The 22,179-nt window shown below is 44.5% G+C and carries 20 protein-coding genes, 1 tRNA gene and 1 pseudogene; 5 read left to right on the forward strand and 17 right to left on the reverse strand.

Annotation, left to right across the window (positions count from 1 at the left end; translation table 11 throughout):
- Positions 1-51: 51 nt before the first annotated feature.
- The 7 genes and pseudogenes from R7127_RS10580 to R7127_RS10610 form a co-directional block, all read right to left on the reverse strand.
- Entirely contained in the window at positions 52-1,281 is a 1,230-nt protein-coding gene (locus R7127_RS10580; protein WP_318148399.1) for a restriction endonuclease subunit S, read from the reverse strand.
- 1 nt (position 1,282) lies between these two features.
- A complete protein-coding gene (locus tag R7127_RS10585; RefSeq protein WP_272165242.1) occupies positions 1,283-3,892 on the reverse strand; it encodes a type I restriction-modification system subunit M in 2,610 nt (869 codons plus the stop codon).
- An 8-nt stretch (positions 3,893-3,900) separates the two neighbouring features.
- A complete protein-coding gene (locus R7127_RS10590) occupies positions 3,901-4,863 on the reverse strand; it encodes a WYL domain-containing protein (protein WP_225468013.1) in 963 nt (320 codons plus the stop codon).
- Positions 4,864-5,180: 317 nt separating this feature from the next.
- A pseudogene (locus R7127_RS10595) lies at positions 5,181-5,471 on the reverse strand (hypothetical protein).
- A gap of 29 nt (positions 5,472-5,500) precedes the next feature.
- A complete protein-coding gene (locus tag R7127_RS10600) occupies positions 5,501-6,187 on the reverse strand; it encodes an RNA-guided endonuclease InsQ/TnpB family protein (protein ID WP_225468014.1) in 687 nt (228 codons plus the stop codon).
- Positions 6,174-6,881 carry an RNA-guided endonuclease TnpB family protein gene (locus R7127_RS10605; protein WP_225468015.1) on the reverse strand — a complete coding sequence of 236 codons (708 nt, stop codon included), beginning with the start codon at positions 6,879-6,881 and terminating at the stop codon, positions 6,174-6,176. Before R7127_RS10605 ends, R7127_RS10600 begins: the two co-directional genes overlap by 14 nt.
- 246 nt (positions 6,882-7,127) lie before the next feature.
- Positions 7,128-8,033, reverse strand: a complete 906-nt coding sequence (locus tag R7127_RS10610) for a 3'-5' exonuclease (protein ID WP_225468016.1) — start codon at positions 8,031-8,033, stop codon at positions 7,128-7,130.
- Between the two features lie 640 nt (positions 8,034-8,673).
- Between R7127_RS10610 and umuD the strand changes: the two genes are divergently transcribed.
- Positions 8,674-9,123, forward strand: coding sequence for a translesion error-prone DNA polymerase V autoproteolytic subunit (gene umuD / locus R7127_RS10615; RefSeq protein WP_225468017.1), 450 nt, complete (start codon positions 8,674-8,676; stop codon positions 9,121-9,123).
- Entirely contained in the window at positions 9,092-10,399 is a 1,308-nt protein-coding gene (umuC, locus tag R7127_RS10620) for a translesion error-prone DNA polymerase V subunit UmuC (protein ID WP_405534601.1), read from the forward strand. The genes umuD and umuC overlap by 32 nt, the downstream gene beginning before the upstream one ends.
- Positions 10,400-10,409: 10 nt before the next feature.
- Here umuC and mobI read toward each other — a convergent pair whose 3' ends face one another.
- Positions 10,410-10,853: a conjugative transfer protein MobI(A/C) gene (gene mobI / locus R7127_RS10625; protein ID WP_119978311.1), complete on the reverse strand. Its 444-nt coding sequence runs from the start codon at positions 10,851-10,853 to the stop codon at positions 10,410-10,412.
- Positions 10,854-11,317: 464 nt separating this feature from the next.
- Between mobI and R7127_RS10630 the strand changes: the two genes are divergently transcribed.
- Together R7127_RS10630 and R7127_RS10635 are read left to right on the forward strand one after the other, a co-directional pair.
- A complete protein-coding gene (locus R7127_RS10630; RefSeq protein WP_065274309.1) occupies positions 11,318-12,292 on the forward strand; it encodes a ParM/StbA family protein in 975 nt (324 codons plus the stop codon).
- A gap of 2 nt (positions 12,293-12,294) precedes the next feature.
- On the forward strand, positions 12,295-12,567 hold the full coding sequence (locus R7127_RS10635; protein ID WP_041154127.1) for a hypothetical protein: 273 nt from the start codon (positions 12,295-12,297) through the stop codon (positions 12,565-12,567).
- A 115-nt stretch (positions 12,568-12,682) separates the two neighbouring features.
- On the opposite strand, the gene R7127_RS10640 is transcribed toward R7127_RS10635, so the two are convergent.
- From R7127_RS10640 to R7127_RS10660, 5 genes are all read right to left on the reverse strand, one after another.
- Positions 12,683-12,874 (reverse strand): helix-turn-helix transcriptional regulator, encoded by a 192-nt coding sequence (locus R7127_RS10640; protein WP_065274308.1) that lies wholly within the window; start codon positions 12,872-12,874, stop codon positions 12,683-12,685.
- Between the two features lie 84 nt (positions 12,875-12,958).
- Positions 12,959-14,191, reverse strand: a complete 1,233-nt coding sequence (locus R7127_RS10645; protein ID WP_225468018.1) for a tyrosine-type recombinase/integrase — start codon at positions 14,189-14,191, stop codon at positions 12,959-12,961.
- Between the two features lie 332 nt (positions 14,192-14,523).
- A tRNA-Ser gene (locus R7127_RS10650) sits at positions 14,524-14,611 on the reverse strand.
- A 144-nt stretch (positions 14,612-14,755) separates the two neighbouring features.
- Complete coding sequence (locus R7127_RS10655; RefSeq protein ID WP_005378276.1) at positions 14,756-15,205, reverse strand: L-alanine exporter AlaE; 450 nt, start codon at positions 15,203-15,205, stop codon at positions 14,756-14,758.
- A 502-nt stretch (positions 15,206-15,707) separates the two neighbouring features.
- A complete protein-coding gene (locus tag R7127_RS10660; RefSeq protein ID WP_017820050.1) occupies positions 15,708-18,128 on the reverse strand; it encodes a hybrid sensor histidine kinase/response regulator in 2,421 nt (806 codons plus the stop codon).
- A gap of 51 nt (positions 18,129-18,179) precedes the next feature.
- Here R7127_RS10660 and R7127_RS10665 point away from each other — a divergent pair, with 51 nt between their 5' ends.
- Entirely contained in the window at positions 18,180-18,791 is a 612-nt protein-coding gene (locus R7127_RS10665; RefSeq protein WP_005378278.1) for a YecA family protein, read from the forward strand.
- Between the two features lie 73 nt (positions 18,792-18,864).
- On the opposite strand, the gene R7127_RS10670 is transcribed toward R7127_RS10665, so the two are convergent.
- The 4 genes from R7127_RS10670 to R7127_RS10685 are packed head-to-tail and all read right to left on the reverse strand — an operon-like array spanning position 18,865 to position 22,077.
- Positions 18,865-20,031, reverse strand: a complete 1,167-nt coding sequence (locus R7127_RS10670) for a glutathionylspermidine synthase family protein (protein WP_054866291.1) — start codon at positions 20,029-20,031, stop codon at positions 18,865-18,867.
- An 8-nt stretch (positions 20,032-20,039) separates the two neighbouring features.
- The gene (locus tag R7127_RS10675; RefSeq protein ID WP_025766906.1) at positions 20,040-20,609 is read right to left on the reverse strand and encodes a DUF1190 domain-containing protein; all 570 of its coding nucleotides are present in this window, start codon (positions 20,607-20,609) and stop codon (positions 20,040-20,042) included.
- A gap of 8 nt (positions 20,610-20,617) precedes the next feature.
- A complete protein-coding gene (locus tag R7127_RS10680) occupies positions 20,618-21,034 on the reverse strand; it encodes a DUF350 domain-containing protein (RefSeq protein ID WP_005378281.1) in 417 nt (138 codons plus the stop codon).
- The gene (locus tag R7127_RS10685; protein ID WP_017635053.1) at positions 21,034-22,077 is read right to left on the reverse strand and encodes a potassium channel protein; all 1,044 of its coding nucleotides are present in this window, start codon (positions 22,075-22,077) and stop codon (positions 21,034-21,036) included. Before R7127_RS10685 ends, R7127_RS10680 begins: the two co-directional genes overlap by 1 nt.
- Between the last annotated feature and the right edge of the window lie 102 nt (positions 22,078-22,179).

The following is a 22,179-nucleotide window of genomic DNA, read 5'->3' on the forward strand; positions in this document are numbered from 1 at the left end:
ATATGCTTAAAATCGATTATCAGTTGCCAGTGTTCTTAGCGTAAAGCATCGTCAATAGCTCGTGGGTGAATAGTTACGATTGATCAGCGCATCGAGTTTTTGGAAGTAGTTGCCGATGGCGGTTTGCTCTTCTTCCGAATCAGGGTAGCTTATAGACTTTCCTAACAACTCATCCTTTGTGATTCCTTTTATCGAGGTCCCTTGAACTTGTTCTTTTTCAATTTGCAATTGTTTCCATATAACGTAAACGGCGTATTGTGAATTAATTTTTAAATCGCTTAGTGATAAAAAGTCTTGGCTTGTTGCAAACTCGCCTTGCATCAAAGATATTTTACCTACTCCAACTCGCGTAACAATTGCTATGGAATTGCCAGAGATCAACTTAGTCGTAGACTTGTTTACAGCTGATTTTGTAATGTATTTCTTTGCAGTAACGGAGCTAACAATCCCATCTTTTAGGTCAGAGGATTGAATCCAAGGAATTTCACCTTGCCAGAAATCTTTATCGTTAGTCGATGGAGTACCACCACCAAAGGTTACACCACAAATTTCGCCAATTGAGCTTTCCTTCCACTCTTCACCAAACCCTTTAAAACGGATTTCTGGGATAGTTTCGCCTTGTTTGGGGAACATCTTTTCCAGCATGGCTTTTTTTATGTTGCTGAGCTTTTCATGCTTTTGTTTGTGTTGGTTGATTAGGCTATCGAGTTTTTGGAAATAATTTCCTATTTGAATTTGCTCTCCATTCACACTCGGAAAATTAACACTCGTATTTTTTAAAGCAGTCTTTGATATTGACAATACTTTAGTACCTTGCATCAGAGGTAAAAGCTGATCATGGTATAATGACGAATTTAAATAATATCCAAGATATTTAGAAGCAAAGGGTAAATTAGGCCTAACTGCAATGGTGTGCAAACCAGACAAAATAACTTGTTCATCTATATTAAACAGCTCAGTGCATTTACCAACTGTGCTATCTTCAGCTGCATCTGCAATTACAATATCACCATTTTTTAGCGCGGCATGTTTTTGCTTACTTACAACATTTTCATCTGTAACAAAAGGGATAGATGTATCGCTGGCATCAAGAATTTCGCCAAATTTAATTAACACATCGCCATAGTGAACATTTTTGGCAATACCATGCTCGTAATTTAGATCGGCTCTCGATAAGGTATTGTTAGGAATATTGTCAAAACAATCTCCAAATGGTCTTTGCGCCCACTCCCCACTAAACCCATTAAAGCGGATTTCAGGCACATTCTTTTCCATACTCATCTTATTCGCCCTTCAATAAGCTAGTAAGCTCAGCTAAGCCTTGTATATCAAACTCATTGCCGGTGAGTTCGCCCATCATGTCAGCTAGTTCTTGTTCGGTGGTTTTAATCTCATTCGCCACTTGCGAATAGGTCACCGCATATTTATCGGCAAGGGATTGTAATTGGTTGGTCAACTCTGAAATCACGACACTTGGCATGGCAGCAAGCTCTTGGCTTAATGGCGCGATCCATTTTAGGTGCAGCAATTCGTTCACTTGCTCATCGCTTAACCCTTCGATGGTGGTTTTAGTTTTTAAGTGCAGGGCGACTTGTGCTTCTTTGACCGCTTTTTTCAGAGCTTTTTCTTCATCGATGAGTTTATTAGCCTTAATGATTTTTGCTTTATAACTTTCTTCTGGCTCAGGGCTGTCGGCTAAGAACTTAGTTTTGGTCTCTTTTTGCTCTTTTAGGAAAGCTTTCGCCGCCTTGGCGACTTCGGCATTGGCAAAGCCGTCTTTGCTTTCTTTTACCGTGTCTTGCTCTTTGTCTTCTTCGCTTAGTGATTCGAGTATTTCTTCCAGCGAGCTGGCGATTTCGACAAGGCGGTTTTCTTGTTTTGCCAGTGCCGCTAGGTCATCGCTCAAGTAAGTTTGTTGTACTAAATCAAATGGCATGATGTGGCCTTTCCAGCCGTCTTGTACTTCGGTGTCTTTGCCCTTAACCTTTTTAACCACGATATTTGGGTCAACTTGCTTAGTGGCGGCGAAGCCTTCGGTTTGCATCACTTCCAAATCGGTACTGATAACTTGCCATTGGTTGTTTAAAAACTGATAGGCCTGGTACTTGTCGATGAGGGCAACACTGCTTAAGCGTGTGAATAACTCGGTGCTTAATTCAGACTCTTGCTGGTTACGGTTAACATCTTGCCAGCCTTGAATAAGCGTATTGTTTAAATAGTCATCAAAACCAGCAAAAGCTTGGTTATAAGCACTGATAAATTCTATGACTTGTGGATGCAGGGTAATGGTTGCATTAACGTCTCGTTTGGCAATGGCTAATTCACTGTAGGCGGCAGACTTGGCCACAAACAGCGCATCATGCAATTGCGGGAATGATTGCCAATACTGGTGTAACTGCGCAATTTCGCTATTGGGTATTCCACCTAGCATAGTGGCGTGTAAATCCCAGCTTTCAGCCGCTGGTGACGAATCTACATAACGGGGGATGTTTAAGTTGTAGTCATTATCGCGCAGGGTTTGCTTACTCACCACTTGCGAGAATTTTTCGATGCTGTCGCGGTTAATTACCGCATCAACAATGCGCTTGATGTCACTGGCTTGCAGTTTATTGTTTTTGCCTTCTTTAACAAAGTGCTTGGAGGCATCCACAATCAATACGTCATTGTTTTCACGCTTCTGCTTGAGCACCAAAATAACGGTAGGAATACCAGTACCAAAAAAGATATTAGAAGGTAAGCCGATAATGGCATCAATGTGGTTTTGCTCGATCAATTGCTTACGAATTTCGCCTTCTTCACCGCCACGGAACAACACCCCATGGGGCAATACAATGGTCATAATGCCATCGGGTTTTAGGTGGTAAAGGTCGTGCAGCAAAAAGGCAAAATCGGCTTTGGTTTTGGGCGCTAAGCCAAAACGCGAGTAACGTGGATCACTGTCTTTAAAACTTGGATCCCACGCTTGTGAGTAAGGCGGGTTAGAGACGACCGCATCCACATATAGGGCATGATAAGTACCTTGCGGATCGTTTTCATCAAAGTATGGCCAATCGTCTTCTAAAGTATCACCGTTACGGGTTTTGATATTGCTGGCTTTAATGCCGCGCATGATCAGGTTCATACGAGTCAAGTTATAGGTATTGGCTTTCAACTCTTGAGCATAATAGGTAATGCTGTCTTTGCTTTTGGCGTATTTTTCGACCGCTTCACCAATATTGATCAGTAACGAACCCGAGCCCGACGTTGGGTCGTAAATCTCGATGGTGTCTTTGTGTTTTAATTCGTGGGCGATGATGTGCGACATCAGCACCGAGACTTCATGGGGCGTGTAGAACTCACCGGCTTTTTTACCGGCATTAGCGGCAAATTTTTCAATCAGGTATTCATAGATGTAACCCAGTACGTCATAGCCTTGCTTACCGTTCATTGGGATACTTTTGATTAAATGCAGTAGGTCACTAATGGCTTTTGTGCGCTTACCCGCGCTTTCACCCAGTTTGCTAAGACCCGTTTCGAGTGTGGTGAAAATTCCTTCAAACAATTTTTTGTAGGTAGGCGAAATCAAACGGCTAAAGGCGGATAGCGCATCGCGCACGTTAGACTCGTCAAAGTCGGACTCTGGAGCAATCCATGTTGAAAATAAGTTATCATAAGCGATGAAATAGCCTAGATTGTCTTGAATGTACTTGACCGTGTCCGCGTCTTCTTCGTTTAGGGCTTTAATGTCTTCAGGTGTCATGCCCTCTTTGGTGACAAACTGAACTAATTGGTCGCTCAGGTACTTGTAAAAAATGAAACCTAAGATGTAGTCTTTGTATTCGTTAGCTTCGATTTTTGAGCGCATCTGGTTTGCTGATTCCCAGATTTTTGCGGCTAATTGTTGCTTGTTCATGTTATTTCCTATTCTGTGACCATATCGAAACCAGGCGCAATCGCAAGGTTACCGACACCGTATAAAGTTTGATGATTTTTTAGCCATAAATGGAATTCGGGTGTTTTTAGCAGAGCCTCTTTGGTGCAATCAACATTCCAAAGCCGAAGCAAGTACCCAGCAGTTGCAGCTCTAATCTCAACCTTCATCACGCCACCTTTCATACCATAATCCAGTTCAATCGCTTCGCTGTGCTCAATACGAGGATGCGGCACTAACTCTAGCTCTACAAAGCGATTCCATTGCCGGTCTTGGGTTTCGAGCTCCGTTTCAGACAACGTCGAATCCTCAATCACAACCGCTGCTTTAATGCGGGTCAGTACAAAGTCACGGAACTCATTATGCTTGCGGTCAAAACCACGAACATGCCAACGCAGCCCATTGTCCACCAGCGTATGCGGCACAATTTCACGCGTGGTTTCACCACTCGATAACGACACATAGGTGATACTCAAGGCTTTGCCTTTGTGAATTGCCTCGGTGACTTTCGCCACTATCGATAAACTCGGCTTGTTAAGGTGATAAGGCGCTTCACACGCAAGAGGTGGTTTTACCTTTCCAGTAAAGCCATCTCCGTACCCTTGGCTAATGGTTGCCAGTGTTCTCACAACGTCATAGTCGAACAGGGGTTCAAATGCTTCACCACGCTTATGCAATTTGAGCTTTTGGTCATACTCAATGTTGCCTGGCGCAAGCTCTCGGTACATTGTGAAGTCTTTCGTTGCTTGTGTGGCCGCTATGCTGAAGCGATCGACTAAATCCGCCCGCACCGCTTCGCCCTTAAACAATAAGGTGAAATCGATATGGGCAATGCGATCCCTGGTTGCTTGTGGCAACTGCGCTATCTGCGAAAGCCTATCTGGCTTTCCTTTCGCACTTTCTTTAGCGAGTGAACTCGCTGCTACCGTTTGTTTCAGACCATCATTTGTCATGCGTCTTGTTTATCCAATTCAACCAGTTTCTTAAAACTCTGTTTATAAAGTACCGTCAGACATCGCGTAATCACATTGAAAAGCGTCACTCAATGCTGCTCTTCATCCACAATGACTAATCAATCTCTACCGGTTGAAGCTGGACAGATGGTCATAAAACACTGAATAGGCTTCAACCTAATTAATTTTATTAGGTATCATCCTATCACAAATTATTTTGTAGGGAAGACTAAGCAGCAACTTTATGATCTGGATTGCAATTGCCGCTCAGGTATCAGTGTGAAGACCTTGTTTCATGCCATTGCTGGTAGCCGCTATCAATGCGCTACCCGAACCAATGGCACCACGATGTTACCGCGATGCGATACCCCTTTGTCCGACTCTGTAGACATCAGGGCTCGTTGTTCACTCTCCCGAATGCGCCTAGCAACCTCTGCCTGGGCTGGTAGCAATGGCAACATCCCTTCAGCAATCGCGTCTGGGGCTGAGTCTTGACCACTGGACATCAAGTGCTTTCATGGATCTTTAAGAAAGCGCTCGAACGTGATGCCAAATTCAATGATGCGGGCAGAGACGAAGATTTCGCCCCAGTAGTGAACTACTCGCAGCTAAAGCAGCGAGCTTCCAAGATAACCGCCTAAGCCGCTAGCTTTTCTTTTTTGACGCTTCGTTGGACACCGCTAGTCGAGCTTTTGGCTCGGCTAGTCTTACGATTGCCTCCACGTCCACTATCTGACTGAGTTCTTAGAACTCCATCGTCAGACAACACCGTTCCAGTGTCTAATATTAGATTAATTGCCCGTTTCTTAATGACCAATGATGCGTTGTTGTCTGCATTGTCAGTATTGCCACAATTGCCGCACACAAAGAGTTCTTGTGATTTTCGGTTGTCGGGGTGAGTGTGATCGCACTGAGCGCACTCCTGACTGGTATAAGGAGCAGGGATTTTGAATACGGCTTTACCCGCTTGGTAAGCCTTGTATTTGGTGTAGGTTTCTATGATGTGCCAACCAACGTTCAGAATAGACTTGTTTAGCCCTGCCTTTTGTTTGGCTTTATTTGACACATATCGGCCTTGCTCGTTTTGTTTTGCCTTTGGCTTGCGCGTCATGCGTGAGGTACTTAGCGCCTCGAACACAATAACCTTAGCTTGACTATCGACTAATGAACGACTTGTTTTATGCGCAAAGTCATTACGTATGTTCGCCTTTTTAGCGTGATGCGTAGCAATACGGTGCTTAGTTTTGTTCCTGCGGTTTGAGCCTTTAGTTTGACGCGCCAACTTGCGTTGTAGTCGCTTAATGTAGCGATCAACTTTGGTCATCTTCTTTTTTCTGATTGTCACAGAAGTCGAACGTCATTGAGCCAGCATGAGCAGGGATGGCAACACCACGGTCTACACCGATAACGCTTTCTTCCAGATACTCTTTTGTTGAGCCTTGCAGAAACGCCAAGTGTTCAGCATTGCTCGATAGCTCAACTTCATTCTTTCCATTCTCATAACAGAAAGACACCGTGTATTGACCGCGCTCTTTACGCACATACAGCGAATTAGGGATCTCAAACTTACGATGCGCTTTAAACGATAAATAACCAATATTATTAGTCTTAGTGCCAATAAACAGGCGTAAATTACCATCTTCACAACGGTCGAAATGGAATACTTCACGGGTAAGATAAATGCTTCCCTTGTCGGTTTTTGGCTTGCGCTTTGGCCGTCCACATGCGCCTTTCATGAACTTTTGATAGGTTTGATACCAGTTAACAGCACTATTGCGGAGTATTTGGCTAGGACACTGGTATAGCCAAGGAGATAGTTCTTTCGATTTAAACTGCGATGTCTTTTGATCAAGCGGCGCGTAAGTACCAATCGGGTAATACTTCCTTGCAAAAGTGCGGTAATACCTTTCCTCATCCACTTTGGCATTCCAAATGCTACGCGCACAGCCCATCCACTGGCTTAATACCAGTTTTTGATTGGATGTAGGGTTAGCGCGGAGCTTGATACCAGTGAGCAAAGAGTACCCTATCAATGACCTGTATGGATATACAGTATTTTATCATACTTCTTGACGTTTGCAAGTTGCTGCCTTGCAGCTAGTTACCTCTTGCTTGACTCGCCCTTGAAAGGGCGAGATTGCGCAAGCATAATGTTCAATGTAGGTGTCTTGGTACATGGAAAGATTCCTCTTATTGGTTAAACCATGAGTTCACTTTCCATTTTCCAGAGGTTTTCAAATATGCAAGGCTTAACTTGTAGAGAGCTACAAAGCTTTAAATCGATTGCGAGCATCTTTGTAGTCATAGTGGGCATGTTCTGAGCCACGATGATACAAATCATCCAGGTAAGTTTGTTCCTGCGGCAACTCGTCTTCGCTGATTTCGCGCCACCAATGTTTGTTGGCACCTTTAACACCGTCATGCCAGCGGTAACCACGCTCTTTTAAATAGTCCTTTACGTCAAACGGCGCACCAAACGCACGAACTAACACAGTTCGCCTGTCTGCTTCAGACAACAAGTTTGCAACGGACTCGGGCAACAAATGAAACAACCAGGCCATCGCCAAACAATCGGTTGCCGCTCGGTGTCCTTCATAGAACCAACCTAAGCGAAGCAGCAGATACTCAAGTTTTCGACTTTCAAAACCCAGCGCCTTCCAATCTATGCCACTGGCTGAACAGGCCCAAGATAGATGTCCTAATGCAGCAAACCGCTTTTCAAAGAAAGGGCGATCAAACTGTGCATTGTGTGCAACCACCAACGGATCATCGGATAACCAACTCGCTACAATTGCATCATCAATGCGCTGGCCTTGCACCATCTCATCGGTGATACCGGTTAACTCGGTGATCAGCTCGGGGATTGGCTTGCCGGGATCTTCATACAGGCTGATCACATCAACAATCGACACAATCCGCTTAGCTGATGGGCTGTAAAGCACCTTAACCATACCAAGCTCAATAATGGACTCGTCATCGGCAGACAGTCCAGTTGTCTCTGTATCGAGCAGCACCATTGGCTGTTCATCACCGACCATAGGAGAAAGTTCAAGTGGCCAGGACTGCGGCTCACGCGTTAATGGAATACGCTCCAGCAATCTAAAATCTTCTGGTCTGTCTGGGATATCCGCGAGGCGCTCTAGCGGAAATGGCGCAGGGGCTCTTGTCATTGATGGTTCCTCTTCAATTATGTTGTTCGCTTTGGGTTATTTCACTGTGCCACAGGTTTTTCAAAATGCACCTTGAATACCTCTGCGTTTTTTTAATCTTTCTATTGGTTGAACCCATGTATGAAGGCTTTGGCTAAGCCTTTCAGAAAGCCTTAGCTAAACCGTTTAGGTAACCCTTACCGATACCCTTTACGTATGGCTTAGCCAATCCCTTTTCAAACGGTTGAAAAAGGCTTTAACTGAGTTCGACTGAGCATTTTAATGATGCTCCTGACTTCGCTTTAAGCCAGTAAATTCAATACAAAGCAGAATTTTACTAACTGTTTTTAAACCCTTTGCAAAGGGTTCAACAAGCCTTGCCTGACAGTTACTTGACCCATGCGTTAACCAGTAGCAGTAACAGGATCAGTAACAGAAACAAGAGCAGTAGGCAGAAGCAGTATTGTCCAAGCCTTGTAGGCTTTGACGAGGGCAAGCGATCCCCCACATCTAGTTTTTCAACACAAAAAATAAATCACCGACAACACAGCGTCTTACTCGAACAACACCAGTTTTACCTACAATTTTACTTGTAGAAATCAGCATAGCATTAGATACTGTATAAACAAACAGTATTAATTATGATTTTTCGAGGTTCGTCATGAGTGTCTCGCTGATAGGCCGTAGCGGCGCACTTGCTTTCATCAAAGCCAAGCGCCTTCGTATTCCATTGTTCATGGAACGTGTTTCTGCTGGTTTTCCCTCACCAGCGCAGGATTATGTTGAGCAAACGCTCGACCTCAACGAGCTGTGCATCAAGCGACCGGCTGCAACGTTCTTTGTGCGTGTTGAAGGTGATTCAATGATTGATGCCGGGATTCACCCAGATGATATTTTGGTGGTTGATCGCTCTGTCCAAGCAGAACACGGTGACATTGTCATCGCGGGCATCCATGGTGAACTCACGGTAAAGGAGCTTCAACTCAGGCCGTGCGTCAAGCTGATCCCAAGAAACCCGGCGTATGAGCCCATTCATATTCCTGAAGGGACAGAGTTAGAGATATTTGGTGTGGTCACCAATGTGGTGCGAAACATGCGCCGCAGGTCGTGACTATCCCATGCCTGTGTTTGCCTTGGTGGACTGCAACAACTTTTACGCCAGTTGTGAGAAGCTGTTTCGTCCTGATTTAAAAGATACGCCGGTTGTGGTGCTGTCCAATAACGACGGCTGCGTGGTTGCACGGTCACGTGAAGCTAAGTTACTCGGTATTAAAATGGGCGTACCCGTCTTTCAGATCAAATCTGAAATGCAGCGCCATGGCATTTTGGCATTCTCGTCTAACTATGCGCTGTATGCAGATTTAAGCAGTCGAGTGATGCGCACTTTGGAAGAGATGGCACCACGAGTAGAGGTTTACTCCATTGACGAAGCGTTTTTGGACTTAACCGGTATTGAGTCTGCCATATCTCTTGTCGAGTTCGGACAACAAGTGCGAGAGCGCATAGGCCACTGGATTGGGATCACCGTCTGTGTAGGCATTGCACCGACTAAAACACTCGCCAAACTGGCAAACCATGCTGCCAAAAAGTATCCAGCCACTCAGGGTGTTGTAGACCTGACCAATCCAGATCGGCAACGTCGATTGCTCGCATTAGTTCCGGTTGATGATGTTTGGGGCGTTGGTAGACGGCTTTCTAAGCGTTTAAATGCGTTGGGTATCACCACAGCCTTAGACCTAGCCAATGCCTCTCCTAGAGCCATCAGAGACCAGTTTTCGGTGGTTTTAGAAAGAACCGTCAGAGAGCTCAATGGTGAGTCGTGCATTGAACTTGAAGAGATCCCGCCAACTAAGAAGCAAATCGTCTGTAGCCGTTCATTTGGCGCAAAAGTAACGCAATTTGAATTGTTACGTGAGGCCGTATGTGAATACGCAACCCGCGCCACTGAGAAGCTACGCAAAGAACAGCAGCAAGCCAAAGTGATGACCGTGTTTATACGAACCAGCCCCTTTAAGGACAACGAGCCGCAGTACAGCAATTCCGCATCGGGTGAGTTACTGATCCCCAGTTGCGATACGCGGGATTTTATCGAGCTGGCCAATCACTTACTCAAGCGAATTTGGAAGGATGGTTTTCGTTATGCCAAAGCGGGCGTCATGCTGTCTGACTTTTACGATCCAGGCATGTTTCAACCAGGACTATTCGATGACGTATCGACCCGCTCTAATAGCCAACAGTTAATGTCTGTATTGGACACCATTAACCAAAGTGGTGCCGGAAAGGTTTTCTTTGCTGGACAAGGTACAAAGAAAGATTGGTCGATGAAGCGAGAGCATTTGTCTCCCGCCTACACAACACGCTGGGAACAGTTACCACGAGTGAAGTAGACCCTGTGATTCAATAGGCATTCACTCTGCGACGTAGCATGTTGAGCTTATCAACTTGGCGTCGAACATCACTGAAGAATTCTTCTTTCTCCATGGCCAGCGCTAACTCCCATTCTTTGGCTAGACCTTGGCAGTCCAAAAATGCGTATCTCAGCTTCGTCTTTGAAATACGCAGTCCCTTGCTAAAGACCACGCGCTTGCCTCGTTGACCGTGAAAGCTGTTGATGTACCACTCTATGCCAAAGCCATACTTAAAGTCTCTGATACGGACACCAAGCAGCCCCCAGTCTTTAAAGGGCGCATTCTCTCGAACCTTGTAATGGGTAACCCAAAAGTCATCAACTTCAGCTCGTGCCAGTGCTTTTAGCCTGTCCGTTTCTTGCTGAAGTAAATCTGATACCTCTGCTTTCCATTGTTCATTGACGATTTCTACCAAACCAATTTCCCCATCCAATTAACCCCAAAAGCCAAAACCACTATCCGTTTGGCTTTTGGATCGAAACGCCAAACGTAAAACTGCCGTAGCAATCACTGTTTGGCGTCTCGATATAAATCGACTCGCGCAATCCCATATCTGACAAGGGATACAGCCCGATTTCACTTAAAAACGCCTAAAAAGACGTATCGTCATGAAGATACAAACCGTTTGGCGAGTTCAGGCCAGAATGCAAACGACGTTTGGCGTCTCGATTTTTTTGGCTCATTCATCCGCCGCCAAACAGAGCCTATTCTCATACTTTTTCGAAAATGCAATAGGCAGATAGATGAAAGGATTTGTCACCTTTCTGCCCACCGCCAGTGCACCAAATCCTGATAATGACATTTGAGTGAACCGCCAGAGCACTTGGAAATGCCCAAGCGTGAACAGCGCGGTTGATTGAAAACTGTTAGAGCACTTTGAGTGCACAGGAGATAAGTATGTTTATACTAGGCGTAGATATCGGTTACTCAAACCTGAAGCTGGCAATTGGCCAATCAGGCAGTGAACCGAAAACCATTATTCTACCTGCGGGTGCCGGTCCTGCGGATCGTATGCCTGAGCGTATCGGTGGAGGCGATGATGACACTTGTTTGTATGTGTCTGTCGATAATGAGCGTTGGGCCGCTGGTGTTCCTGCTGGACGCCTTCAAGGCTGGGAACGAGAGCTTCACCCGGAATATCCGACCACAAAAACCTATAAGGCGCTTTTTCATGCCGCCTTGTTAATGGCTGAAACTGAGTCCATCGATTTGGTTGTCACTGGATTACCGGTTTCCCAGTTTCATGAACCACAACGTAAGTCTGATCTTGTGCAGCGTTTAAAAGGTGTCCATCAAGTGACGCCTAAGCGCAGCATCACCGTTCATGACGTCAAAGTGCTGCCGCAGCCTGCCGGTGCCTATATGGATCTGGTTCAAACAGGTGGTGATTTGGGCTTAATTGAAGAAGGTCGTGTCGTCGTCATCGATCCCGGCTTCTTTTCTGTTGACTGGGTTGCCCTTGAAGCCGGAGAAATTCGCTACAGCTCATCAGGAACCAGTCTTCAGGCAATGTCCGTGCTACTGGAAACCATTGATAAGCTGATTTCAGAAGATCATGGCGCCAAAGTGGGTATGGATCGACTTGAGAAAGCCATGAGAACCGGCGACTTGCAGGTGCTGCTATTTGGAGAAAAGGTCGATATTTCACCTTATCTGAATGCTGCCATGAAAAAGGTAGCGCCTGTTGCTCTTACAGCCATGCGCCAATCCATGCGTGACGAAAGCATCAATGCGGACTTGGTATTGATCGCCGGAGGTGGAGCCATGGCTTATAAGGAAGCGGCCAAGGAGATTTTTTCACGAAGCAAGATCATCGTGCCGGAACAATCTGTTTTGGCGAACGTCCGAGGCTTCTGGTTTTATGGGGCATGATTATGAGAGTTGTGGTCAACATTCCCCCAGGGAGCCACCCTGAACTGCTCAAAGAATTGGAAAAGACGCCGCCACGGGAACGCGCTGAGCGCCTGCGGATGCTGGCCACCTTTGGCTTAATTCAAATGAGCCAAGCCAATCTATCCACGACATCTGTACCGGTGGATGGCCTTGCACCGGATGGTGACGTTACTTCTATGAGTACAGCGCCAGAACCCAAAGCAGAATCACGTAAACAATCATTAAAATCAAAACTAGGGCTGGGCCTTCAATAATCGTAAAACTTGGCCTGTATCCTCTACCTTATCAGCGAAAAAAATGACCCTAGAGCAAAGAGCCATAGGGTCAAAATTATCATCAAAAAATTTCATTTTACGCGATACCACGTGATTATTGGCTATCTCGCAAAGACTGCCGTTTCTCTATCCACTCATCAACTTCACTCTCTTTCCAGCCCACCGCTCTCATACCTAGCGGGATTGGTTTAGGAAATTCACCTCTTGAGATAAAAGCGTAGATCGTACTACGAGCACAGCCAGTTTTCTCACTGAGCTCAGGCATTCTTATAATTCGTACCGTCATATAATCATCTCCTTATTTAGACTCATTAATAGTCTACAAAGCACAGTTTTGTCTGAAGACCATTTAGATGAACAATTTTCACACTTATCTGACTTGCATAACGTTTAAGACCGAGAACGAACCCACCGAATTCTCTGAAATATAAGAACTCCACTTCTGCATCATTTCTCGGCGACGTTCCAAGTAGTCTGTCCGGTTGTAGGCATTTCGAATTCTATCTCGACCGACGTGTGCTAAAGCGACTTCAATTAAATCTGGATCTTCCCCCCACTCATTCAACGTGGTACTTGCTAGTGAACGAAATCCGTGCGCAGTTGTTCGATTTTTAAAGCCAATTCGTCCCAGAGCTTTGTTGATTGATTCAGAATCGATATGACGGCTTAAACTGCGATTGGATGGAAAAATATATGGGCTGTTTGACGATAACGGCCTTATGTTTTCCAGTATCGATAAGGTCTCTGTTGTCAGCGGCACTCGATGCTCGCGCTTCATTTTCATCCGAGTACTTGGGATTATCCATGTGTTGGTATTGAAATCGATCTCATCCCAGCGAGCACCCGCAGCCTCTGATGGCCTTGTCATCGTGTGAAGTTGCCACTCGATAAGGCAGCGTGTTGTTATATATAAATTCGCGTGACCAAGCGCTCTCATTAAATCGGAAATTTCGTCAGGGCTAAGCGCCTTCATGTGCTCAACAATTGGCTTTTTAAAAACATCACGAATTCCACTCAATGGGTTATGTTCGATATAACCGCTGTTTACCGCAAAGTTCATCACCTCATTGAGCAATTGCGCCGTTCGCTTTACTGTTTCGAGCTTACCTTTGCTCTCTAGACTTCTTAAAGCTTCAATCACCATTGGAGCTTTAATCGACTTTAGGGGTATATTTCCCAGCTTGGGGAACGCATGAATCTCGAGTTTACGCCAGTTATCGTGAAGTGTTTTTTGCTTCAGTTGGCTAGATTTAAAATCTCGCCATACCAGCGCGACTTGACATAAGGTTTGCGCTTGTGTCAGTTTCACTTGCGCCTTTTTCTCAAATTTATCTATCTTCGGATCAATTCCGTCAAGCAGAAGCCTACGCATTTCTTGAGCTTTTTCTCTCGCCTTAGCAAGAGTTATGTCTGGGTAAGGCCCAATCCCCATAAAGGTGTTCTTTCCAGATACTGGTCGTGTATATCTAAACTCCCAATATCGTGACCCCGATGGTCTAATGCAAAGGTATAATCCCCCGCCGTCCGAAAATCGAACCTGCTTATTGTTATCCGCTTTAAGAGTTTGAACTTGCTTTGCAGTCAACTTATTTAAGTTCGCCACGAGCACCTCCTTAGTCGAAAATGTAGGTGGATTAAGTGGTCGAATCTCGTCAAAAAAATCCACCTACACTTTTCGGTTTTATAATTATGATTTTCAATGCTTTAAGTAACTTTTAAACATTGAAAAACAACCGTAAATGAATGCGACTTTTAGGGTAAAATAAGATGCAAAGTGTAGGTGGTTAGATAGATGAAAAAATCTGCGTACTATCTAACCTACACCCAAAATGTATATGGTGTAGAGCAACACTAGACATCTTTGGACGTAACTTATTGATTTGTAATATCTAGAGGCGTAAAAAAAGACGCTCTAAGACGTCTTTTTTTAAGAAATGGCGGTGAGTGAGAGATTCGAACTCTCGATACGTTGCCGTATACACACTTTCCAGGCGTGCTCCTTCAGCCACTCGGACAACTCACCGAATCAAATTTTGGTTAGCATCATTGGCTAACGAGGCGCTAATTTAATGATTATGTGCCTGATGGTCAAGGCTAAACATAAAAAAAAGCGCCCTTTTCGAATCGATTGCTCACTAAGTAACTAAATTGAGCAAAACTGGGGCATTTACATGCTTTGAGAATAACCGGGAACACGGAACCAACGGCGGCACATATCCAAGAAGTACCCATACAACACACCCATGCCACAAGAAATAACAGCGTTACTTGCCACTGCGGTCACAATTTGATCTGTAGACGCGCCAACCGCGAATAAGATACCCGCATAAACTGGAGATTGAAATAGTACATAAGCGACCAGATCAGAGATGTTTTTCATAAAGGAAGACGGCGACACCTTACTACCTTGATGCAGCACCCAATCACGAAAAACCCCATACGGCCAAGCAATGGCGATATTCACTGGAATCGATAGCGTACGCGATGCTAGAGATTGCTCAAATGTCATCCCTGAAATCAAAATCTCGACAATCATCCCTGTGATAAAGCAAAAAACAACCATAGCAAAGGTATCCGCTGCGGCGTGACGAATACAAAATGGTCCACGAGACTTCATTTACAAAACCCTTAAAATCAAACACTGCAATTAATAAAAATAATAAAACTATTAACCACTAAAAAGACATCAAGCCAGTTAATGATGCAATTAGAACACACAAAAACTAGCTTATGGCTCTGTATTTAAAATTAAGTTGTAAATTTATAACCAACTTTTAAAGTAAAAGTAGTTTTTTTCACCAATGGCGAGTAAAAACGCCTAAAATTACGTAAAAATGGTACAAAAACACGGATTTCACTTACATAAAAAGGGGTTACGATAATTATTTTGACGTAAAGTTAGAACAAAACTCGGACTGTAAACAGTCACTCCTATAGCTTATGCTACCAAGCTGCGAAAATTCAGAGTATTACCGATATAATCACAGTAGAAGGTCTTGCTGCTTTACTCGTAAAAGTAAAACTGCAAGCCTGTTCATTGCAGGTTAGAAGAGTTTGTGACGACGCTGGATGACGTATGAATAGTAAGAACAATTTACAGTTGCGCCATATTGATTCAGTTATGGTGAGGCCAGCAAAATCGTTAATGTATCGATATCATCTTGGTCCGGGGATTGCTGACGCTTTAAGTTACTTCTTATCCGTTCGGCGACTGAAGAAACGTCGCCACTGAGTTCAAGGGGAGCCTCCGCAATGATCGCTGAAATAGCCTCAAGTGCTTCATTAAGATGTCCATTATCTAGAGCGACATAGAAGTTGAGTAACCACTTTTCAGCATTAAAGCTATCTGCTGCATTTCCATCAAAGTCCGATTGGTACTGATATAACTGTGTCGCATGAAGATACAGTGCATCATTTAATTCAGACTCCACTATTGGTTTCGCTATTATGTGGTCTGCTCCTACATTAATCATACGCTCTTGTGTTTCTTTGAACACATCCGCTGTACAGCCAAAAATCAGTACCGACTTAGCAGGTGAACTCATTGCTCGAATGGCTGATATGGCCCCAACGCCATCTAGAACAGGCATATGATTATCCATCAGTATCAAATCAAATGGTTTGATCGCAACCTCATCGACTGCAAGCTGACCATTTTCGACACTTGTGCACTCAAAGCCCTTGGCTCGGAGGAAAGTTTCCATAATGATCGCATTTGTTCGGTTGTCTTCAACAATGAGTGCTTTCAACCCTTTACAGTTCAATTTATGTGTATTGATTGACTCTACTTTACCCGGCTTGCAAGGTGTAAGGGCAATTTCGACAGTAAAAGTCGTTCCAGCGTCCTCCTGACTCTCTACAACCACTTGCCCACCCATATGTTCCGCGATTTCTTTGACTATTGCTAAACCAAGCCCTGTACCACCAAACCGTCTAGTCGTTGATGACTCTGCTTGCTCAAAAGGACGAAAAATGCGTTTTTGTGCCTCTTTTGAAATACCAATCCCTGTATCTTTTACCTTTAGTATCAGCTTGGTGCCAGCCTTACTCGATTTCTCGGCTAGCTCTACCTCTACGATGCCACGATCGGTGAACTTAACAGCGTTATTGAGTAGATTGAACAGTACTTGACGCAAACGGGCTTTGTCATTGTTGTACCAACGACCCGTTGGTAAATGCGAGACTACTCTAAAGCGAAGACCTTTTTCTGCACATAGCGTTTGATAAACACTCTTGATACTGCCGATAATCGACTCAATTGGGAAAGGCTTATTTTCAAACTCAACATGCCCTTGTTCAATTTTTGAGTAATCTAAAATCTCATTGAGTAATGTCATCATGTGATCACCTGAATCATAAAGTGTTCTCAGGTGCTTACGCTGCTCATCGGTAAGTGGTGTTTTTAACAGTATCTGGGCAGTTCCTAGTACACCGTTCATTGGTGTGCGAATCTCGTGGGACAATGTGGCTAAGAATGCCGTTTTAGCGTTTGTCGAAGCCTGAGCTTTTATTCTCTCCTGCTCTAAATAGATCGTCTTTTCATTGAACTTCTCGATAAGCTGTCCGATTTCGTCATCGCTATCGTAGTCAATATCTATGATCCCACCAGTTTTCGAGTCATCAATCTTAGCGGCAATGCGAACAATTGGTTCAACAATATAGCGATTCAGTAAGTAGTAACCGACCAAGACACACAAGAGCAAAAATGGAATGATCCTCCCCTCAACGCTCATCACTTGTTCAAACACTTGATCGGCGACTTTAGCTTTTGCGTTGACAACTTCCATGCGCCAATCGAACTCTCCGAAATCAAGCTCGCTGACATAAATTTCGTCCGTCAGTTGAAAGTTGTGTTCAATAATCACGTTTGAGTCAGCATCGCGAACCACTACCCCCAAAGAATGCTGGTTCGTGTGCTCTCGAATAAACTGAAAAAGTGCATCAAGTGATAGGTCTACCGTTACAACTCCAGCGAATCGACCGTTTTGGTAGTACGGAGAAGACGCGGTAATCATCTGGACCTGAGTAAAGGTATCGATGTAAACCGTAGACCAACTAACAGAACCTACCGGAGCATCGGCGGCAGCGACATACCAGGCTTCATTATCATAACCGCCAGATTCGGGGTTATTGTAGGAGTGAATTTGGTCAATACCACTATCACTGTTTTTATTGAAGAATAGACTTTTATATCTCCATTGTTCTGCTTTTAGTTCGGGTTTAGGCCATACGCCACCACTAACAAGCATCTTGTCACTCAATTGAAGTATATGTGGAATTATTGTGTTGAGAGATTGAATATTTTCAGTCCCTTGGGCTAGCCCTACTAAGCTGCTCAATACACCTGTAGAACTGAGGAGGGGCTCTTTTATCTCAAGAGCCAGGAGTTGGGTACGTAACTCTAGGTTTTGCTCTAGCTTTTGTCTAACCGGTGGCTCAACAACCAAATAGGCGACAGAACCGATAGTGGCGATAAAGAAGCACAGGTAAAGTGTTAGGGCGAGAATGCTTTTTTTTCTAAGTGATGAGCGAATTTCCATAGATGTGTGAATCATTCCCTAATATCGATTTATCACTAATTGATTGGTAAGATGAGCGCAATCAACCAGCCCATTAACAAATGGTATTCTATTTTGAAACTACAAGACATCCTTTCTCTCCCAGAACTTGACGGTAAACTACTAAACCTAGCAAAAACTCAAGGCTTTGTAACAGCGATGGCTGCAGCGCCAAACGTATTAATGCCTCAAGAGTGGTTGCCATTCTTATGGGGTGGAGAAGAAACAGCGCCATTTACTGACGGTGAACAACTAGAGCAGTACATTGACGAGATTGTACAAATGTGGAACCAAACTCGTCCCGCTCTCCTAGAAGGCACTTGGCAGTGGCCTGCAGGGTGCGCGCTAGATGAGCAAGACATTGTAACAAGTCAGGCTCGCGATTTCTGTGAAGGTGTATTACAAGGCTGGCAACTTGCGCGTGATGACTGGGAAACGTTGATGCCTGAGGATAGCGAAGATAATGCCCTACTCGGTGGTGTTTTACTTTCTCTTACTATGCTTTACGACCCAGAAACAACCATTGAAACATTGGCCGAACAAGGTATGGAAGGCTTAGAGCAGTTTGAAGAGATCTTCAATGCAATGCCAGTGATGTTATGTGGTCTTACCCAGCGCGGTGTTGCATTAGCTGAAGAACAATAGACGCAACGCTGTCGACCATCAAGATTGAACGGCTGAATAGACAAAAAGCTCTCCAAATGGAGAGCTTTTTTGATCATGTTAAAATTACATGTGGAATATACCGCGCCATATCTTGAGTCACTAAGCTACTGTCTTCCCTAATCGAAATACCGGCAGCTCTATCATTGACCAACCAACTGCCAATTAACGTATGGTTTTGCCCAAACTTAGGTAGTGGATGGTATTGCTGGACGATATTGAATTTAGATTCATAAGGCCCTGACGTTTTAACAAAACGTTTTCCATCGATGACGATCTCGATGTTCGCGCCCTCTCGAGAAAATAGTGGCTTGATGACACAATCTCTCATAGTGTTCGCTTTTGAATCGTTAGCAAAATAAGCGGGCAAAAGGTTCGGGTGATTAGGAAAGCGCTCCCACAATAACGGTAAAAGTGCTTTATTGGATAGAATCGACTTCCACATCGGTTCTAACCAGTTTACGTTCGCAGTCGCTAAGTACTTCGCATATTCCTCTTCAAACATAAACTCCCAAGGGTAAAGCTTAAACATCCAACGAATCGCTCTGTCGTCAGCATCCACAAACAGACCATCTTCCGTCACTCCAATATCTTCGACATGCACGAATGCCGTTGCTAACCCTGCCTCTCGCGCGCAATCCTCTAAATACTGGACAGTCCCTTTATCTTCTTCAGTGTACTTGCAGCAGCTAAAGTGAAGTGTTTGTCCTGGTTGGTATTTTGCTATTTCGGCAAAGCGCTCGATCAAAAAGTCTTGAAGAATATTGAATTGATCCGCGCTCTGGTGAACTCGACCTTTATTTACAACATCTTCTAGCCACACCCACTGCCAAAAGCCAGTTTCAAACAAGCTGGTTGGCGTATCCGCATTGTTTTCCAGTAATTTTGCAGGCGAGGTCCCGTTGTACGCGAAATCCAGCCGCGAATAAAGCGAAGGTTCGCTTCGTCTCCATGAAGAAGCGACCTGCTCCCACATAGATTCAGGGATCGCACATTGCGTCAGCAACCGCTCACTCCGAACGACTTCATCCACAATAGCCAGGCACATCTGATGCAGCTCTTCAGTGGGCGCTTCTATATCGCGCTCAATTTGCTCCAGCGTGAATTGATAGTAAGCACTCTCATCCCAATACGGTTGGTCATACATGGTATGGAAACCAAAACCAAACTGGCGTGCTAATTCACGCCAGTTTTCGCGCTCTTGTATTTCTCGTCGAAACATAGTTCTTTTTAACCGCCTCGACTGACCGACACCGCTTTACCAAACCCGCCTCGAGACATCGCCCTGCCAATGGTGCCGCCACCACGTTTATTAAGGCTATTCGTCGCAACTTTGGTCGGCTGATTTCGGTAGGAGCCAAAGAATTGTCCTGCTCCATTATAGAATTTGGATTTATAACGGTACATCGGCTCTGAGTAATAGCTCTTGTTATAACCTTTCAACCCGCTTAATGAGCGACTGTAAAAAAAACCGCCAAAGTTAGGTACATAAGCTCGGGAACTGGAACTGTAGTAACAATCATCCTCGTAGAAATCATTCTCGCATTCGAACTCGCTGCGGTAGCGAGGGGCATTTTGTTCGGCACGAGCTAAAGCTTCTTGGTATGCAATGTCACACTGTTCACTAAACTCAGGCGAGTTAGATTTACACTCATCGGCATCAGAAAAAATGTACCCTTCTGTTTTTGACTCGTACGTAGCAAAGAAGAAAATACCACCAAAGGCAGCAAAGGGAAGAATTTTCCCAAGCTTTAAGCTTTTGTCCATGGAAGAACGTTTAACGTTAGAACTCCGCTTCATCGTTCCTCCTAGTAGGTCATGCACGCGGCATTCAATACGCCAACCGAAACAGAAACTGCTGCTAATACAATACCGGCTGGCAGTTCATCTTTTTCGATACGCTCTGCCACTTTCGGAAGTAAAATAAAGCGTACAATTGCAAATGCAATAATTTGAGCAAGCATTGCAACAACGCCCCATACCATAAAATCGACGATATTGACTGAGTTTTTTGCCGCCCCCGAAATCGCGAGACAGTAACCAAGGAAGGCCCCACTTAGCGCAATCGCTGCTGCTGTATTTTGTTTTTCTTTGATCAGATGCCACTCATCGTATGGCGTCAACTTGACGTAGATGAACTTAAACGCCAATACAAAAATAATAGAAACAGAGAAATAGAGTAAAAAGTTTGGGAAGCCTGCTAACAGGCCAGCAATCATGTGCATTATTGTTCCTTGTTCATTTCTTTCCAGGCAAAATCTTCAATACGTTCATCTGCAATGTAAAACAGCTTGGTACTCGCGGGTACTTCAGCATCTAAATCTGGGTTGAGTTGAATACCATCGCCAATATCAAAAGCAATCAGCGTGGCATGATGGCGTCTTTTGAGAAAAACGAAGAGATTCTCAATAGTGGTGGCAGACTGCCCCTCAGGATAAATAACTGAGTATTGCGTCATACCTCGTGTTGAAGCCAAAAGCTCCTGATGAAGCGCACTTGAGCCCGGGTCAACCGCCGCTTTTGCCAACATTTCTGCGCCAACAGCAGGTATGCATTCCGCTTTCGGGCAATGCTGACTTAGAAGTCGGCCTAGCGCTTCATCTTTAAAGTAAGCGACCAAATGAGCGGAAGGGTTTACAGATGCGCAGTATAGAGCGGCTGACAAGGTAATGTCGTCCGAGAGATTATCCACAATAATGCAAGCGGCTTCGGCAATATTGGCGTTTTTCATTTCTTGCGAATCGGTATAACTGGTCACTTTGATAAAACTGATTTCGCCAGGTAACGGGTTCTCTATTTCTGAACGGCTGCATAAAACAATCGGACGCTTTCCCTCTTCTTCATGTTGTAACATGCGAATAAGGTGCATCGTTCTCGATCCATTCCAGCCCAACAATACAATATGGTTCTCCACTCTTACTCTCCGTTTTCCTAAAATACCCGCTCGCCAATAGTCCATCGCTGCTCCAGCGACACGCCCCAATAATGCGGCGAATAAGCTCAAACCGCCGGGGATTACAAATAGTACGACAACCCATTTACCCAAATCTGTTACTGGAGAATGGTCGCCATAACCCACCGTACTCGCCGTAACCATGAGGTAATAGATAAAGTTAGCGAAACTGTCTGTTAATGCTGTTTCACCAGCGAGAACCAGCAGCCACCATGAAAGGCTCACATATAAGCCACTAAAGATGAGAAGGCTTCGGTTGCTCAATTTAAAAAGGTGGGAACTAAGCCACTTTTTAACTACTAACCACACCGCCATAAATTTATGACCTCGATATTCATTGATTGCATCAATAGTAACTCATTGATAGTAAGACACAAAAAAACCAGCCATATTCGGCTGGTTTTTGAGATTTATTTT

Origin of the sequence: Vibrio sp. 1159 (genome assembly GCF_033340395.1) — a bacterium.
GTDB lineage: Bacteria > Pseudomonadota > Gammaproteobacteria > Enterobacterales > Vibrionaceae > Vibrio > Vibrio alginolyticus.

What these genes read in the sequence shown, in the direction of transcription:
- R7127_RS10635 (WP_041154127.1), top strand. Translation starts at nt 12,295, where the DNA reads ATGAGAGTTGTGGTCAACATTCCCCCAGGGAGCCACCCTGAACTGCTC.
- R7127_RS10610 (WP_225468016.1), bottom strand. Translation starts at nt 8,033, where the DNA reads ATGACAAGAGCCCCTGCGCCATTTCCGCTAGAGCGCCTCGCGGATATC.
- R7127_RS10665 (WP_005378278.1), top strand. Translation starts at nt 18,180, where the DNA reads ATGAGCGCAATCAACCAGCCCATTAACAAATGGTATTCTATTTTGAAA.
- R7127_RS10680 (WP_005378281.1), bottom strand. Translation starts at nt 21,034, where the DNA reads ATGCACATGATTGCTGGCCTGTTAGCAGGCTTCCCAAACTTTTTACTC.
- R7127_RS10600 (WP_225468014.1), bottom strand. Translation starts at nt 6,187, where the DNA reads ATGACCAAAGTTGATCGCTACATTAAGCGACTACAACGCAAGTTGGCG.
- R7127_RS10660 (WP_017820050.1), bottom strand. Translation starts at nt 18,128, where the DNA reads ATGGAAATTCGCTCATCACTTAGAAAAAAAAGCATTCTCGCCCTAACA.
- R7127_RS10585 (WP_272165242.1), bottom strand. Translation starts at nt 3,892, where the DNA reads ATGAACAAGCAACAATTAGCCGCAAAAATCTGGGAATCAGCAAACCAG.
- R7127_RS10640 (WP_065274308.1), bottom strand. Translation starts at nt 12,874, where the DNA reads ATGACGGTACGAATTATAAGAATGCCTGAGCTCAGTGAGAAAACTGGC.
- R7127_RS10685 (WP_017635053.1), bottom strand. Translation starts at nt 22,077, where the DNA reads ATGGCGGTGTGGTTAGTAGTTAAAAAGTGGCTTAGTTCCCACCTTTTT.
- R7127_RS10590 (WP_225468013.1), bottom strand. Translation starts at nt 4,863, where the DNA reads ATGACAAATGATGGTCTGAAACAAACGGTAGCAGCGAGTTCACTCGCT.
- R7127_RS10580 (WP_318148399.1), bottom strand. Translation starts at nt 1,281, where the DNA reads ATGAGTATGGAAAAGAATGTGCCTGAAATCCGCTTTAATGGGTTTAGT.
- umuC (WP_405534601.1), top strand. Translation starts at nt 9,092, where the DNA reads ATGTGGTGCGAAACATGCGCCGCAGGTCGTGACTATCCCATGCCTGTG.
- R7127_RS10655 (WP_005378276.1), bottom strand. Translation starts at nt 15,205, where the DNA reads ATGAAGTCTCGTGGACCATTTTGTATTCGTCACGCCGCAGCGGATACC.
- R7127_RS10670 (WP_054866291.1), bottom strand. Translation starts at nt 20,031, where the DNA reads ATGTTTCGACGAGAAATACAAGAGCGCGAAAACTGGCGTGAATTAGCA.
- R7127_RS10675 (WP_025766906.1), bottom strand. Translation starts at nt 20,609, where the DNA reads ATGAAGCGGAGTTCTAACGTTAAACGTTCTTCCATGGACAAAAGCTTA.
- umuD (WP_225468017.1), top strand. Translation starts at nt 8,674, where the DNA reads ATGAGTGTCTCGCTGATAGGCCGTAGCGGCGCACTTGCTTTCATCAAA.
- R7127_RS10630 (WP_065274309.1), top strand. Translation starts at nt 11,318, where the DNA reads ATGTTTATACTAGGCGTAGATATCGGTTACTCAAACCTGAAGCTGGCA.